The sequence below is a fragment of the Streptomyces aurantiacus genome (genome assembly GCF_001418335.1).
Lineage (GTDB): Bacteria > Actinomycetota > Actinomycetes > Streptomycetales > Streptomycetaceae > Streptomyces > Streptomyces aurantiacus.
Genome location: NZ_LIPP01000138.1, coordinates 38,490 through 54,162, shown reverse-complemented (window position 1 = coordinate 54,162; position 15,673 = coordinate 38,490). Strand labels below are relative to the sequence as shown.

Genomic DNA, 15,673 nt, shown 5'->3' with positions numbered 1-15,673 from the left:
TGCTCGCCGCGGTGGGCGGGGCCCTGACGGGCTGGGCGGCGGTCCGCCTCCTGGCCCCCGGCGTCGACCTGACCGCCGTCGCCCTCGCCACCCCCGGCGGCGCCCCTCCGCCGGGCACGGCCGCGCTGCACGCCGATCCGGCGTCCCTGCTGCTGCCCGCGCTCGCCGTGCTCCTCGTCGCCACGGGCATCGCGGCGGCCCAGGCGTGGTGGACGGGGCGGCGGGGCTCGGTCAGGGAACTGAGAGCGGGGGACGCCCGATGACGAAGACAACGCCAACGACAACGCCGATGACGATGACGACCACCGGAGCCGCCCGATGACGACCACCGACTCCGCGGGGCCGGCCGGTCCCACTGGTCCCACCGGTTCCACCGGTCCCACCTTCGCCGATCTCGCCCAGCGCGCGGCGGACCGCCGCGACCGTCCCGCTTACGGCCACGACGCCCTGATCACCTGTGACCGGCTGGTCCGCATCTTCTCCGCGGACGGTGTGGAGGTGCAGGCACTCCAGGGCCTCGACCTGCTCGTCCGCGAGGGCGAGTTGATGGCGCTGGTCGGCGCTTCCGGCAGCGGCAAGTCGACCCTGATGAACATCCTGGCCGGCCTGGACACCCCCACCGCGGGCGCCGCCCGGGTCGCGGGGCACGACCTGCTGACCATGGGTGCGAAGGACCGGCTGAGCTACCGGCGGGAGACCGTCGGTTTCGTCTGGCAGCAGACGGCCCGCAATCTCCTCCCCTATCTGACGGCCGCCCAGAACGTCGCGCTGCCGATGCAGCTCGGCGGCTCCCGCAAGGGCCGCCGCGCCCAGGCCCAACGCGCCCTGGAGCTGCTGGAGTTGCTGGAGGTCGCGGACTGCGGGGCCCGTCGCCCGTTCCAGATGTCCGGCGGTCAGCAGCAGCGTGTCGCCATCGCCGTGGCCCTGGCCAACGACCCGGCCGTCCTCCTCGCCGACGAGCCCACCGGTGAACTCGACTCGCACACCGCCGAGCAGATCTTCGCCGCCTTCCGTACCGCGAACGAGCGCCTAGGCACGACCATCGTGATCGTCACGCACGACCAGGCGGTCGCCAGTGAGGTCCGCCGGACAGTCGCCATCCGCGACGGCCGTACGTCCACGGAGGTCCTGCGGCGCACGGAGGTGGACGCGACGACCGGCCACGAGACGGTGGTGGCCCGCGAGTACGCGATGCTCGACCGGGCCGGCCGGCTCCAGCTGCCCGCCGAGTACACCGAGGCCCTCGGTCTGCGCGAGCGCGTCGCCCTGGAACTGGAACCGGACCACATCGGCGTCTGGCCGGACGACAGCGAGCACCGCTGAACCGCTGAACCGGTGGCGGTGGCGGTGGCGGTGGCGGTGGCGGTGGCGGGAGAGTGGCCGGAACGCTCAGCGCACGCTGACGTCCAGCGCCCCGAGTCCCGCCCTGCGTACGGCGATCGACCCGTACGGCGTCCGCAGCCTGAGCCAGGCGCCCGACGACAGCAGCCGCAGTACGGCGTCGTTGTCGGGTGCGGCAGATGTGACCGCTGTGGCGGATGTGGTGGATGTGGTGGTGCGCGCAGGGCGCAGGAACCCCAGTGACTGGGCCGCGTGGACGGCCCGTACCGGGAGCGCGGTGTCCCCGACCGGCCGGGACCAGATCTCCCGCCCGATCCCGTCGAGCGCGGACCGCGTACGCCCCTCGGGCGCCAACGCGTCGATGCGCGACCGGAATTCGGCGACCACCGCGGCCACCGTCGTACGTACCGCGTCGAGCGCGGGCAGCCCCGGCTCCGGCCGCCAGCCACCGCGCGGCGGCAGCACTCCGGCCCACGGCGGGCCGGTGACGGCGGCGGGCACGGCCGCCGTGGCCGCCGGCTCGTCGAGGGCCTCAAGGAGTTCACCGGCCGAGACCGTCACGTCGAGGACGAGGTCGAGACCGTCCTCGTACGGCTTGGCGAGCCGTGCCGTACGGATCGCGAGCACCTCGAACGACGGCGGCCGGCCGAACACCGCGAGCGTCGTCCCCGACGCCTGCAGCCGGACCGCGGCCGCCCGGTCGTAGTGGATCAGCCGGGCCAGGAAGGCGGCGAGATCCGCCGCCTCCCCCTCGTCGACGAGGTGCAGGGCCGTCATGCGGCGACGGCCCCCGCGGAACCGGACTCGTCGCCCGCGTCGCCCGCGTCGTCCACGTCGTCCGCGTACTCCTTGAGGAACTCGCGCTCCTCCGCGGTGATACGACGCGGCCGCTGCGCCTCGAAGTCGAACGGCACTATCACCGTCTGAGCCCGCACATACACCTGGTCCGGGTCCTTGACCTCGTAGGCGATGGTGAACGACGCCGCCCTGATCTGCGTCACCCACAGCTCGATGTCCACCGGTGTGTGCCGGTGGACCAGCTGCTGCTTGTAGTCGATCTCATGGCGCGCCACCACGGACCCCTGCTGGAAATCCTTGTCCGGGCGGAACAGGAAGTCGATACGCGCCTCCTCCAGATAGCGAAGGAAGACCACGTTGTTGATGTGGCCGTACGCGTCCATGTCCGCCCAGCGCAGCGGGCAGCGGTAGATGTGCCGCAAGAGATCAGCCCCGGGTCAGCTTCTTGTAGGTGGCGCGGTGCGGACGCGCGGCGTCCGGTCCGAGCCGCTCGACCTTGTTCTTCTCGTACGACTCGAAGTTGCCCTCGAACCAGTACCACTTCGACTCACCCTCGTACGCGAGGATGTGCGTCGCGACCCGGTCCAGGAACCAGCGGTCGTGGGAGATGACCACGGCCGCACCGGGGAACTCAAGGAGCGCGTTCTCCAGCGACGACAGGGTCTCCACGTCGAGGTCGTTGGTGGGCTCGTCGAGGAGCAGCAGGTTGCCGCCCTCCTTGAGGGTCAGCGCCAGGTTCAGGCGGTTGCGCTCACCACCGGAGAGGACACCGGCCGGCTTCTGCTGGTCCGGGCCCTTGAAGCCGAAGGCGGACACGTAGGCGCGCGACGGCATCTCGACCTGGCCGACGTTGATGTAGTCGAGCTCGTCGGAGACGACGGCCCACAGCGTCTTCTTGGGGTCGATGTTGGCGCGGCTCTGGTCGACGTAACTGATCTTGACGGTGTCGCCGACCTTGATCGCACCGGAGTCCGGGGTCTCCAGGCCCTGGATCATCTTGAACAGCGTGGTCTTGCCCGCGCCGTTCGGGCCGATGACGCCCACGATGCCGTTGCGCGGCAGGGTGAAGGAGAGGTCCTCGATGAGGACCTTGTCACCGAACGCCTTGGAGAGGTTCTCGACCTCGACGACGATGGAGCCGAGCCGCGGGCCCGGCGGGATCTGGATCTCCTCGAAGTCCAGCTTCCGCATCTTGTCGGCCTCGGCTGCCATCTCCTCGTACCGGGCGAGGCGCGCCTTGGACTTGGTCTGCCGGCCCTTGGCGTTGGACCGGACCCACTCCAGCTCTTCCTTGAGCCGCTTGGCGCGCTTCTCGTCCTTGCGGCCCTCGACCTTGAGGCGGGTGGACTTCTTGTCGAGGTACGTGGAGTAGTTGCCCTCGTAGGGGATCGCGCGGCCCCGGTCCAGTTCGAGGATCCACTCGGCGACGTTGTTCAGGAAGTACCGGTCGTGAGTGACGGCGACGACGGCGCCCGCGTACTTCGTGAGGTGCTGCTCCAGCCAGTTCACCGACTCGGCGTCGAGGTGGTTGGTGGGCTCGTCGAGGAGGAGCAGGTCCGGGGCCTCGATCAGCAGCTTGCAGAGCGCGACGCGGCGCTTCTCGCCACCGGAGAGGGTGGTGACCGGCCAGTCGCCGGGCGGGCAGCCCAGCGCGTCCATGGCCTGCTCCAGCTGGGCGTCGAGGTCCCACGCGTTGGCGTGGTCCAGGTCCTCCTGGAGCTTGCCCATCTCGTCCATGAGCGCTTCCGAGTAGTCCGTGCCCATCAGCTCGGCGACCTCGTTGAAGCGGCTGAGCTTGCCCATGAGCTCGGCGGCGCCGTCCTGGACGTTCTCCAGAACCGTCTTGGTCTCGTCCAGCTCCGGTTCCTGCATGAGGATGCCGACGCTGAAGCCGGGCGACAGGAACGCGTCACCGTTGGAGGGCTGCTCGATGCCCGCCATGATCTTCAGCACGGTCGACTTGCCCGCGCCGTTCGGCCCGACGACGCCGATCTTCGCTCCCGGCAGGAAGTTCAGGGTGACGTCGTCGAGAATCACCTTGTCGCCGTGCGCCTTGCGCGTCTTGCGCATGGTGTAAATGAACTCAGCCAAGAGAAACCGTCCGGACGCTTGAAATCGGCAGTGGGCAGATACACCCCATCTTGCCGCACCGCCACCCCTGGGCGGAAACGCGTATCGGCCAGTGGCTGTGACCTGCCGGTTTGCCCCCTGCCTCCGATGGCTCTCCCGCACCGGCCGCAACTGATGTAACTGGCTGCCATCACTTGTCACCGTTGGTGGTCGCCCGACCGCCGGCCGCCGGCCGCCGACCGCCGACCACTGGCCGCTGCCGACCGGCCCGACGAGGTCGGCACCAGGGCTTTACACCAGCCCTCCACCACTTGAACAATGCCTGAACACGGCGCACTTAAAGATTAAACGCAAAGGAAACATGCGGCTCGATCGGTACGGGTAAGTTCCCCGCAATCTCGCCGCGCTCCTCCGTCCCCGTTGCGTTGCTTGTCCGCCTCAATCTGCTTTGTCCTATTGCACCTTTTGCGCCAGAGCGGCCCGATTCCTCAGAGGAGCTATCCGTGCTGGACCGCCCGCGCGAAACGCAGACACGTGGCACCGACGCTGCCGCTCCGGCTCGCCACCGCCCTCGGACGCCGCAGCCCGCTCTGGCCTCCTTGCAGGCCAAAGCGGGCAACAAAGCCGTCGCCGCAGCGATACAACGCGCGTCGCGTACTGCTCGCCCGAGTTCCTCAGCGGGAGATCAGAGTCAGGTGGACTCCTCGGAGACAGAGGGCTTGACGACCGGCCGCGGCCGGTCCAATTCCGCCCCCGCCGACCTGGGCCGGGCTGCTCCGCGGCCGCAGTCCGACCGGGAGGAGCAGGAAGAGCGTCGTCGGATGGCGGCGGTCGCGACAGACGCGGCCGCGGAGGGGCGCCGACGGCCGGAAGCCATCGCAGAACGACGCCGCAAAGGCACAGCAGTAGCAACCGACGCCGCCGCGGAAGCACGCCGCCGAAAAGAAGTAGCGGCGACGCATCGGCAGATCGGAACAGAGGCAGCCGCAGAAGGACGTCGGCGGCCGGAAGCGATCGCAGAACGCCGCCGCAAAGGCACAGCAGTAGCAACCGACGCCGCCGCAGAAGGACGCCGCCGAAAAGAAACAGCGACAGCACACCGGCAGATCGCAACAGAGGCAGCCGCAGAAGGACGCCGAAGACCAGAAGCCATCGCAGAACGCCGCCGCAAAGGCACAGCAGTAGCAACCGACGCCGCCGCGGAAGCACGCCGCCGAGAAGAAGCAGCGGCTACACGCCGGCAGGTGGCGCCGGACGCGGCTACGGCTTCGACTTCAGCTACAGCTACAGCTACAGCTACAGCTACAGCTACAGCTATGGACGGGCCTCGGCGGGAGGAAGTAGCGGCGCAGGAGCAACCTGAGCTGGCAGAGGCTGTGGTGGAAGAGACCGCGGTGGAGGAGCAGCGTCTGGAGGAAGACACTGCGGCGGTGGAGGAGCAGCGGCGGCAGGAGGAAGCTGCCGCTGAGGAGCTGCGCCAACAGGAAGAGGCCGCCGCAGCACAGGAACAGCGCCGCCAGGAGGAAGCCGCCGCGGCACAGGAGCAGCCCCAGCCGGAAGAGAAGCGGCGGCGAAGCAGGCTGCGGCGGTTGTTCAGTGCCGGGACGACGCTCAAGAAGGTCACCGGGAAGATCAAACAAATTCTCGGTACCCCCTCCAAGGCCGACAAGACCAAGAAGGTCCTCGACCAGCCCGACACGGTGGCCAACCGCATCAACGCCCCCACGGAGGGCGGTGTCCGGATGCACGGGCAGGCCACGTCGGACACCGGTCAGGTACAGGCCACCGCGATCGTCGCGCAGGTCGACACCGGGATCAACACGGTGACCGATGCCTTGGGGGCGTTCAACGACGGGCGTGCCCTGCTGGCCGCGAGGAAGGACCGCAAGGGCACGGGTCCGGAGTCCCACAAGCCCAGGAAGGACTGGAAGGGGAAGCCTCTCGGCGTGGCGCAGAACTCCAGCATGGTCGTCGGCGACATCAGCGGCATGGCCAACGCCGCGGTGCGAAACGCCGGCCAGCTGGCAGGAGTGCCTGCTCTCGGAGAGGTGACCGGCGGTGCCAGCGTGTTCTATTCCACGCTGATAGCCATCCGTGAGGTCCCTGTCGTCTGGAGCACCTACAACAAGAACCGCGCGCTCAAGGAAATGGTGGAAGAAGCGTCCGGCGAGGCCCCCGCGAACGAGGGCCGGCTCCAGGACGTACTCGACCGACTGGGGCAGGTGCGGCAGCGGCTGGCCCAGGCCGAGGCCCCGCGGGAGCAAGCGGGCGGCCCCTCGGCGGACGAGGAAACGGCCGTTGCGGCGCTGCGGAACCAAATTCTTGAGCTCAACCACCTGCTGGAGGCCGAGCTCGCCCACATAGGCCAGTACGCACGGCACAAGCAGCACACCAAGTTGGGCAAGCGCATCACCAGCCTCGGGGGAAACACGGTGCGTGCCGCCGGCGGCGGCCTGGCGATCGCTGGTGCCGCCGGTGCGCTCAGCGGTCCGGCAGCACCCGCCGTGGCCGGCGTGGCAGCGGCCCTCCTGCTCGGCAACGCTCTCTACAAGGGAGCCAGGGCCGGCAGCAATCGGTATGTCGCGGCGCGGCATCCCGACCGCTGGGCCCGGCCCACATCGGCTCAGGACGACTCCGGGACGGAGAGGGCCGAGTCACCCACACCCGCGTCCGCACCCGCACCCGCACCCGCAGAACGGCGCGACGCGTTGAAGGAGTTCTTCAAGGTGACGAAGTCCGTCCAACAGGGCGAGCGCCACTTCATGGCTCAGAAACTCTATGCACTCGCAGCCGGGCCAGACGTTCCCGTGGGCAGCAACGTTGCCGACGACATCCGTGAATCGGCACGTGCGATGCTCATCGTCCTCAAGGCCGGTCCGTCCCAGCACAAGCAGACGCGCGAGGAGTGGGAGGCCTCACTCAACAACTCCGCGCTGCAGACCGCTTGGGAGAAGGAGATCACCAGTCAGCTCTCCTCGGCCTGAGCGTCACCCGCCGCGCCCGGCCGGCAGTGCCTCCATCGCTTCCCACCGCCCCCATCGCGTCCATCACTCCGATCTCCTCGCCCTCCATCCGGGAGAGGAGATCGTCGCGTGGAGGCTGCCGTATCGCCGTGGAGTCCGTGGAGTCCATGGAGTCCGAGGCTGTCGCACGCACCGCGTCACGTCAGTCCTGCGTCGGGGTCTTCCTCTTGCGGACGAAGAGCACCGCGGCGCCGCCGATCAGGACCAGGCCGATCGCAATCCCGGCTATCACCGGGGTGGCACTCGACGTGCCGGTCTCGGCGAGGTCGGTGGTCGCGGCGGAGGTACCGCCCACCGTGGCGGGGCTGGGCTCGTTCAGCGTCTGGACCGTCTCGCCGCCGACGCCGCTCTGTGTCCGGCAGTCGAGCACGCCCTGGAACCGCTTCTCGTAGCCGCCCGGCCCCTCGACCGTGACGTCGTACGTCTGGTCCTCCTGCAGCGGGACCGTCACGGTCCGTGACGTACCCGCCTCGACGGTGTGCTCGGAGCCCATCAGCTCGAAGGTGAACGCCTCGTCACCCTCGTTGACCGCCGTGATGTCCAGGCCGCCCTCTGCGCAGTTCTTCTCGGCCGACAGCGCGGGTATCGCCCCGGAACCGGCCCAGTTCGCGGTCGCCGCCGCGGAGACCGTCGACTCGCTGGAACCGGCCAGGATCTGGGTCTGGCTCCTGGTCTCCGAGGCGAAGGCCCGCCCGACCGGCACAGTGGTCGAGGCCTGCACCGTCAGCGCCACCGAACCGTCCGCGGCGTCCTCGGGTACGTCGAAGTACAGCTCGCCGCCGTCGACCGCGGACGTGATCTCCTTGCCGTCCCGGCCGACGATCCTGACCCCGCTCGTGGCGTCGGCGGGCGGCGTCACCGTCACCCCGTCCGCGTTGGTGCGCACGGTGACCGGGCCGAGCAGTTCGCCGGGGTGGCCGGAGACCGCGGGCGGATCCAGGCTCAGGGAAGCCGCCGGTTCCGCGAGGTCGCGTGCGCTGCGCTGCAGGTAGTCGGCGAGCTTCTCCGCCTGCGGGTCCACGGCGTCCACGTCGGCGCCGTCCGAGTACCGCCAGATCGCCACCTGCGTACCCGCCGCCGCGTCCTGCTCCGTGAGGCCGCTCGCGCCCGCCTTCGCGGCCAGCGCGGCGAGGTCGTTGACCTGCGGGTAGGAGTTCCGCAGGATCCAGCGGATCCGGCCCGCGTCGGGGTTCTCGTTCAGCGACGTACCGCTCCAGGGGGTTTCCTGGTACTTGGCGTCCTTCTGCGTCGGGCTGTAGATGTCCACGCAGTAGGTCTGCAGAGTGCCGCCGTTGTCGACGGACATCTCGAACAGGCCCGCCGAGACCTGCTTGTCCCCGCCGTCCTCATGGATGACAGCCGGACCAGACGCCTTCAACCCACCTATGGTGGCGGTCGCCCCGCCCTGGCTCAGGGGGAGTTCGTCCGCGACGGCCGCACCGGCGGTGGTCGCGGCGCTCACGGCGACGAGTCCGGACACGAGCGCCACCGCGGCCAGGCGAGCGGCAGCGGCACCTCGCCCGTGCACGGACGGCGCAGAGAACGAAGAAAGCACAGAATTCCCTTTCGAGCGGGACCCGTTGACCTGGGGGGTTACGGTCCCACCAGCGGAATCAGAAGCCCCGAGAGCTATGCCCGGCATCCTAAGGACGGGGCGCACCTCCCTCCCCGGTCATGTCATCCGATGAGTGATCCGACTCGGAATCGTTATCGCCAGGACCGGTTGCGAGCTGGGCATATCGACAAATCCACCGGGACTCTTCCGGTTGCATCCGCCGATAAGCCGCACTTCGGCCAGACCGTGGAACCAGCACCTCTGGTCACGTCGCCAATGCCGGCTCCTGCCCCTGTCGAGCCGCCTCATCGGCCTGATCCGTCGGCTCCGTCTCCCAGCTGGGCTCCGGCCGGGCCGGTGTGCCCGATGCCTGACCGGAGGCCAGATCAGGAGCTTGATCGGACGCTCCGTCAGACGTCTGATCAGAGGCCTGATCACCCCTGAGCGTCCTCCGGAACGCCGCCGTGCCGCGCGCCAGATCGTGCCCGATCGCCGATGCCTCGATGTCCGCGCCCGCCCACGACTGTCCGTCGCGCTGCTCGGAGCGGACCTTCAGCCTGCCTCGCACCACCAGCGGTTCGCCCAGTGCCACGGACGCTTGCACATTCGACGCGAGCGCCCGATTGGCCCACACCGTGAAGAAGTTGGTGTGCCCGTCCCTCCAGGCGTTCTTCTCGCGGTCCCAGTACCGCTGCGTGACCGCCAGCCGGAACCTCGCCGACGCGCCTGCCGCCGTCTCTCGGAACACCGGCTGCGTAGCCACGTTCCCCACCACGCACACCATCGTCTCGTTCATCGCGGAAGCCCTCCCTTGCCCACACGTACGGGCCCGTCCCGCACGGCTGCGTCTGCCTGCCTGCCTGCCTGCCTGTCACTGTCCATCTGGCGTGGCGATCACGTCGCGGTCACGTCGCGATCGCCACGACCTCAGACTGCCTCGGCCGGCCCGATCCCGCTGAGCGCTGTGGGCCACCACCCCGTTGTGGACAACTCCGCCACCCGAACGAGGACTTCCGCCCCCCTCGTCCCAGCCCAGCCCGCAGCCGGCTCGCGTTGCTCCACCCTGCGGGACCTCAACCCACCGGGGCGTCGACCCCCGTGGCCCGCAGGAACTGCCCCCGCACCTCCCGATACCGCAGCAGCTCCGCCGCCACCGGATCGAGGACCCGGGCCCGGCCGCATCCCGCCGCCGCCTCCCGCAATCTCCGTTCCGCGTCGAGCCCGTACCGTCGCGCGGGCCCGCTCGCGGCCAGTTTGCAGGCCCACTCGACGCCCGGGCCGCCCACGATGCCGATGACCATCAGCAGCACGGGCACGCCGAGGTTCGGCGACATGAAACCGATGACCTGCCCCGCCAGCCACAGCCCGCCGACGACCTGAAGGACGGTCATGGCCGCCTGCGCGAGTACAGCAGCCGGCCACCAGCCCGGCCGCGGCGGCCGTCCGACCGGTGCGCCGGCCCGTACGGCCAGTTCGTCCAGTGCCTCGCACAGCCCCTGCGACCCGCGTACGGCCGCCTCGCGCACCGCCTGCGCCCAGGGCGAAGGCAGCCCGTCGGCCGCCCGCTCGGCCACCGTGCGCACCGCCTGCTCGACGCGCTGCCGTGCCGTGGCCTCCTCGTCGTGCGCCCGGACGGAGAGGCGCCCGGTCGGGGGCTCGCGCCGGTCCTGGTACCAGCGCCACAACCGCAGCCAGGGCGTACCGCACGCGCGGCCCGCGTTGCGGCGCCACGCGCGTTCGGCCGCCTCGCCCGCCGCCGTGGCACCCACCGCGTCGGCGAGGCGGTCGGCGAACTCGTCGCGCGCCTCCTCGCTGAGCCCGGCCTGCCGCCGGTTGGCGTAGACGGGCCACAGGCGTACCGCGGCCGCGTCCACGTCGGCGGAGATCCGGCGGGCCGCGGCGCCCCGCTCGGCCACGAAGTGACCGAGCGCCTCGCGCAGTTCGCCGATGCCCTCTCCGGTGAGCGCGGACAGCGCGAGAACGGTCGCGCCCGGCTCGCCGTACTCGCCGAGGGCGATCCCGTCGTCGTCGAGCAGCCGCCGAAGGTCGTCGAGGACCTGGTCGGCGGCCTCTCCGGGCAGCCGGTCGATCTGGTTGAGGACCACGAAGGTGACTTCCGCGTGGCCCGCCATGGGCCGCAGATAGCGCTCGTGGAGCACCGCGTCGGCGTACTTCTCCGGGTCGACGACCCAGATGACGGCGTCCACGAGCGCCAGCATCCGGTCCACGTGTTCCCGGTGCTGGAGGGCCGCCGAGTCGTGGTCGGGCAGGTCCACCAGGACGAGCCCGCGCAACTGCGCCTCGGCCTCGGCGCTCTGTAGCGGCCTGCGGCGCAGCCGCCCGGGAACGCCGAGCCGGTCGATGAGTCCGGCCGCGCCGTCGCTCCAGCTGCACGCGATGGGGGCGGCGGTGGTCGGCCTGCGTACCCCGGTCTCCGAGATGGCCACTCCGGCGAGCGCGTTGAAGAGCTGCGACTTGCCGCTTCCGGTGGCTCCCGCGATGGCGACGACGGTGTGCTGCCCGGAGAGCCTGCGCCGCGCCGCGGCCTCGTCCAGGACGCGTCCCGCCTCGGCGAGGGTCCGGTTGTCGAGCCGCGTACGGGACAGCCCCACGAGTTCGCGCAGCGCGTCGAGGCGGGACCGTAGCGGCCCGTCGTACGCGAGGGGAGTCACCGCGGGGGACCTGTTGTCCACGACGACCTCCTGTACGGCCCTGGCCTGCCCCTCGGCCGTGACGGACACGCGCCGCGCGATCAGCCCGTCGTCCCAGGCGCCCGCCGAGTCCGTGGCGTCCACAGCGTCCATGCCACTGCCGACGGCCTCGTCCTCGCCGACAGCGGCCTCCACGGAGCCGCCGCCGGCACCAGCACCAGCACCAGCACCGGAGCCGGAACCGGACTCGGCGCCGCCACCCGTCTCCGTACGCACGCGCCCTGAATCGCCCTTCTCCTTGCGGACGGCCTCCCCGTCGGGGTCCTCCTTGTGGGCGTTCTTGTAAGCGTTTCTCCGGTCGGTCACGGAATCGTCCTCCACGCGTGCGTGCCCACGTTCCTGTCGCCCCTCGCCCTCCCGTCCTTCACCCTCCCTTCCTTCGTCGTCTCCCGGCTGGTCGGAGTGATCCGTGTGGTCCGTGACGGCGGTCACCGCGGTCACCTCTCCTTCTGCAGTACCGACAGCGCGGCGATGAGTTCGGCCTGGGGTTCGGGGTGTACGTCGAGGGCGTCGAGCGGGGCGAGCCGCCGCTCCCGTTCGTCGTGCAGCGCCTTGTCGAGGTAGTCGGTGAGCAGCCGGCCGCCCTTGTCGCGCAGCCGCAGCGCGCCGTGGGCGCCGATCCGCTCGGCGAGCCCCTCGCCCGCCGACCGCGCCCGCCGGCCGCCCAGGAGCGCGGTGGCGACCAGCGCGGCCACCACTTCGGGGTCCGGTGCGACGCTCTTCTCCAGGGCGCGCACTTCGTCCTCGGCATGCTCCTCAAGGACCCGCCGCCAGCGCCGTACCGCCATCCCGATGCGGTGCTCGGCGCTCTCCAGCGTCGGATCGCGGTCCGTCAGGCCGGGGGCGCCCGCGGCGGGTTCGCGCCGCCAGGCCTCGTCGACGCGCTCGTCGGCCGCGGTGACGGCACACAGCAGGAGTGCGGCCAGGCTCTCGGCCAACGCGTCGAGCAGTTCACCGGCGCTGCAGTCCAGCGGGTAGCTGCGCCACCGCTTGAGCGCGTCCCCGGCGAGGACGGCCCCCGCCTGCAGCCGGCCCCGCAGGCGCGTGTACTCGCTGTCGTACGCCCCGTCGACGGCCGCGGTGAGCCGCAGCGCGGCGGCGTACTGGGCCGCGGCCGCGCCGGCGAGCTCGGGCATCCGTGACTTCAGCGAGTCGAGCACCCCGTACGCCGTGCGCGCCATCACCTGCTGCCGGGCGCCCGGGTCCTGTGCCTGCTGGGCCAGCCAGGCACGCAGGGGTGCCACGGCGGTGGCCGGAAGCAGTCCCCCGCCCCATGCCGACTCGGGCAGCTCGGGCACGGTGAAGCGGGGTACGTCGCCGAGTCCCGCCTTGGCGAGGAGCGCGCCGAACTGGCGCGACACCTCGGCCACCACCTGGTGGGGCACCCGGTCGAGCACGGTGACGAGGGTGGCGTCATGCTCCTTGGCGGTACGCAGCAGATGCCACGGCACCGCGTCGGCGTACCGTGCCGCCGTGGTGACCATGACCCAGATGTCGGCCGCGCACATGAGTTCGGCGGCGAGCACCCGGTTGTCGGCCACCAGGGAGTCGATGTCGGGCGCGTCGAGCAGCGCGAGCCCCCGGGGAAGGGTGTCGACGGTCTCGATGCGCAGGACACGCAGGTCGTCCTCCGCCGACAGCAGCGGATCGTCGTCGACGTCCTGCCGGGGCATCCACACGCGCGTGAGGTCGGGCAGTACCCGCATCCCGCTGAACCAGTGATGGTCCTCCGGATGGCAGACGAGCACCGGAGTACGCGTCGTGGGCCGGAGCACCCCGGCCTCGCTGACCCGCCGCCCCACAAGGGAGTTGACCAGCGTCGACTTGCCTGCCCCGGTCGATCCTCCGATCACGGCGAGCAGGGGTGCTTCGGGTTGCCTCAACCGGGGCACGAGATAGTCGTCGAGCTGCGCGATCAGCTCGTCGCGGTTGGCACGCGCGCGTGGAGCCCCCGCCAGGGGCAGCGGGAAGCGTGCGGCGGCGACACGGTCGCGCAGGGCGGAGAGTGCGTCGAGCAGCTGGGGCCGTACGTCCAAGGTCACCACATGCGAAGAATGCCCAATTTTGGAGGCTTTCTAAAGCATATGGGCCTGTCTGCGCGCCGATCGGACACACGGGGCGGAAGGGACGACTGGGGCGCAGGCATAACGAGTGCACAACACCCGGGGCGCGAGGCGCCAAAAGCGATGCACGATTCGTACCTGCCTGCGATTATCGGGACCGCTTCACCGAACCTCCACGAGCCTCCACATCGAGCCACGAAGGCGAAGCGCGAAGCACAAGGACCCAGGAGCTCTATCCTTGTCCCCGGCAAGGTCACAGCCCCGCCCGCACCCGGGCACCAGCACCACAGGCCACCACACCCGGCCCCCGTAGCTCAGTGGATAGAGCAGGCGCCTTCTAAGCGCTTGGCCGCAGGTTCGAGTCCTGCCGGGGGCGCCATTGAGTCTCTGACCTGCATGTATAGGTCAGTTGGATCATCGAAAGCCGCGTGACTTACCTACCAGACTTGGTTAGGTAAGGCGCCTAGCGGACTGCACCTTGCCTAGCCCGGACACCAGGGAGTCACCCCGTGTCGGCACAGGCCAAGAAGTCACCTCTCAGGGCGTCTCAGGGAACCACCAGGGGCGCAGCGCTCCGAGTCCTCCCCACTGACCCGGACACGTCAGAGGTCAGGCAGGGCACAGCTCAGGACTACGCCACGCACCTCCGGGCGACCAACAACAAGCACGGTCGGCCCTACCAGGAGAAGACCGTCACGGCGTACAGCAAGGCGGTCCGTGCGCTGGACCAGTGGATGACGGCACAGGGGTTCGAAGAGGACTTCACCTCAGTCGACACAGCCACACTGAACCGCTTCTTCCGTGCCTACTTCCAGGAGCACGAACAGGGCGGGACCAACACTGTTCAGCGGAATCTGCGCCCCTTGACGGCGGGTGAACCGCAAGCGCATCGCCCGCGTGATGCGCGAGCGTGACATCCGAGGCGTCACCCGGCGCAGGCGCCGCTCGCCGACCCGGCCGGACAAGAAGGCGACGCCGGCCCCGGACCTGATCGGCCGCAACTTTCACGCCGAGCGGCCCGGGACCAAGCTGGTCGGCGATATCACTTACCTGCCCACCGCCGCGGGCTGGCTCTACCTCGCGTGCCGGCTGGACCTGGCTACCCCTGAAGTGGTCGGTCATGCCATGGCCGACCACCACCGCGCGAGCTCGTCGTCGACGCCCTCGACATGGCCCACGGCCGAGGCGGTCCGGAGTCCGGCTGCGTGGTCCACAGTGATCGCGGCAGCGGGTGCTCCTCGGCTCAATTCTGGGCCCGTGTACGGGAGTTGGGGCCACGGAGCAGCTGCGGGCGGACCGGATCATGCTTCGGCAACGCCGCCGCAGAGAGCTTCTGAGCTCTACTCAAGGGAAGAGATCGGCACCCGCATCTGGCCCGACCGGGCCGCCGCCCGCGCCGAGGTCTTCGCCTTCATCGAGACCTTCTACAACCGCCGCCGCCTGCGCAAGCACAAGACCTTCGGCTACCTCACGCCAGCCGAGACCAGGCAGCGGCACCGACACGCCCTCGCGGCATAACCGATGAGTGTCCAAGATCACGGGGAAGCTCCCGCCAGGAGCTGGCCCGCATCACCACCACCAGCACGAGACCACGGCGGCGCGGTTCACGGTCTTCCAGGCCCTGGCCGCCGTCGGGATCGGACACGAGCAGGCCGACGACATCGTGTCGAAAGCCGGTGAAGAGCGGGACCGGGCAACGGGGCCGAGCAACAACCGGGCAGGCGCGGGCAGGGCAGGCGGTGGTGCACGCCCGGCGCGTGATGCCGGGCCGTCGACCTGCTTCCCTCCTGCGGGTGGATTGGCCCGGCGTTGCTGCCTGTGCGGCGCGCGGGTCTGTCTAACTTTCCTACGGGAGGCGGACGTTCCGTCTTCACATGGATGGAGGTGATCACCGTGCAGGAGACGCTGCAGGGCTTTGAGACCACGGATGTGTACGAGCCGCCGCTGCTGGCGGAGGTCGGGCAGTACGCCGAGCTGACCCAGGGCGAGTTCGGGGACTGGCCCGACTACCCGGTCGGCCTCTGGCTCTGACGATCCCGGCGGGTGCCGGACTGGGCCGCGAGGACCGGACCGGCACCCGGTGTCATGTCGTCCGCACTCACTTGTCCCCCA

Annotated in this window: 11 protein-coding genes, 1 tRNA gene and 1 pseudogene; 6 read left to right on the top strand and 7 right to left on the bottom strand. The window is 70.2% G+C overall.

Annotated elements, in window-relative coordinates; all coding sequences use genetic code 11:
• Positions 1 to 263, top strand: a pseudogene (locus AOK01_RS19535) (ABC transporter permease); the annotation flags it as partial.
• Between the two features lie 55 nt (positions 264 to 318).
• Positions 319 to 1,323, top strand: coding sequence for an ABC transporter ATP-binding protein (locus AOK01_RS19530; protein WP_055513402.1), 1,005 nt, complete (start codon positions 319 to 321; stop codon positions 1,321 to 1,323).
• A 66-nt stretch (positions 1,324 to 1,389) separates the two neighbouring features.
• Here AOK01_RS19530 and AOK01_RS19525 read toward each other — a convergent pair whose 3' ends face one another.
• From AOK01_RS19525 to ettA, 3 genes are read right to left on the bottom strand one after another with little or no spacing between them, the layout of a single operon-like run.
• Positions 1,390 to 2,118, bottom strand: a complete 729-nt coding sequence (locus tag AOK01_RS19525) for a DUF8185 domain-containing protein (protein ID WP_055513400.1) — start codon at positions 2,116 to 2,118, stop codon at positions 1,390 to 1,392.
• Positions 2,115 to 2,561 carry an acyl-CoA thioesterase gene (locus AOK01_RS19520; protein ID WP_055513397.1) on the bottom strand — a complete coding sequence of 149 codons (447 nt, stop codon included), beginning with the start codon at positions 2,559 to 2,561 and terminating at the stop codon, positions 2,115 to 2,117. Before AOK01_RS19520 ends, AOK01_RS19525 begins: the two co-directional genes overlap by 4 nt.
• Before the next feature lie 4 nt (positions 2,562 to 2,565).
• Positions 2,566 to 4,230: an energy-dependent translational throttle protein EttA gene (gene ettA, locus AOK01_RS19515; protein WP_079103565.1), complete on the bottom strand. Its 1,665-nt coding sequence runs from the start codon at positions 4,228 to 4,230 to the stop codon at positions 2,566 to 2,568.
• A 1,373-nt stretch (positions 4,231 to 5,603) separates the two neighbouring features.
• On the opposite strand from ettA, the gene AOK01_RS19510 reads away from it, so the two are divergent.
• Positions 5,604 to 7,193 (top strand): hypothetical protein, encoded by a 1,590-nt coding sequence (locus AOK01_RS19510; protein ID WP_157871371.1) that lies wholly within the window; start codon positions 5,604 to 5,606, stop codon positions 7,191 to 7,193.
• 181 nt (positions 7,194 to 7,374) lie between these two features.
• Here AOK01_RS19510 and AOK01_RS19505 read toward each other — a convergent pair whose 3' ends face one another.
• The 4 genes from AOK01_RS19505 to AOK01_RS19490 form a co-directional block, all read right to left on the bottom strand.
• Positions 7,375 to 8,787 carry a TQXA domain-containing protein gene (locus AOK01_RS19505; protein WP_245702317.1) on the bottom strand — a complete coding sequence of 471 codons (1,413 nt, stop codon included), beginning with the start codon at positions 8,785 to 8,787 and terminating at the stop codon, positions 7,375 to 7,377.
• A gap of 265 nt (positions 8,788 to 9,052) precedes the next feature.
• Positions 9,053 to 9,583: a single-stranded DNA-binding protein gene (locus AOK01_RS19500; RefSeq protein WP_055513391.1), complete on the bottom strand. Its 531-nt coding sequence runs from the start codon at positions 9,581 to 9,583 to the stop codon at positions 9,053 to 9,055.
• Positions 9,584 to 9,860: 277 nt separating this feature from the next.
• On the bottom strand, positions 9,861 to 11,930 hold the full coding sequence (locus tag AOK01_RS19495) for a YfjP family GTPase (protein WP_055513422.1): 2,070 nt from the start codon (positions 11,928 to 11,930) through the stop codon (positions 9,861 to 9,863).
• Between the two features lie 5 nt (positions 11,931 to 11,935).
• Positions 11,936 to 13,543 carry a dynamin family protein gene (locus AOK01_RS19490; protein WP_055513389.1) on the bottom strand — a complete coding sequence of 536 codons (1,608 nt, stop codon included), beginning with the start codon at positions 13,541 to 13,543 and terminating at the stop codon, positions 11,936 to 11,938.
• 321 nt (positions 13,544 to 13,864) lie between these two features.
• Between AOK01_RS19490 and AOK01_RS19485 the strand changes: the two genes are divergently transcribed.
• From AOK01_RS19485 to AOK01_RS42785, 3 genes are all read left to right on the top strand, one after another.
• Positions 13,865 to 13,940: transfer RNA gene (locus AOK01_RS19485), tRNA-Arg, on the top strand.
• Between the two features lie 494 nt (positions 13,941 to 14,434).
• Entirely contained in the window at positions 14,435 to 15,079 is a 645-nt protein-coding gene (locus AOK01_RS19475) for a hypothetical protein (protein WP_107099854.1), read from the top strand.
• 375 nt (positions 15,080 to 15,454) lie between these two features.
• Positions 15,455 to 15,592: a lasso RiPP family leader peptide-containing protein gene (locus tag AOK01_RS42785; protein ID WP_245702316.1), complete on the top strand. Its 138-nt coding sequence runs from the start codon at positions 15,455 to 15,457 to the stop codon at positions 15,590 to 15,592.
• The last annotated feature ends 81 nt before the right edge of the window (positions 15,593 to 15,673 follow it).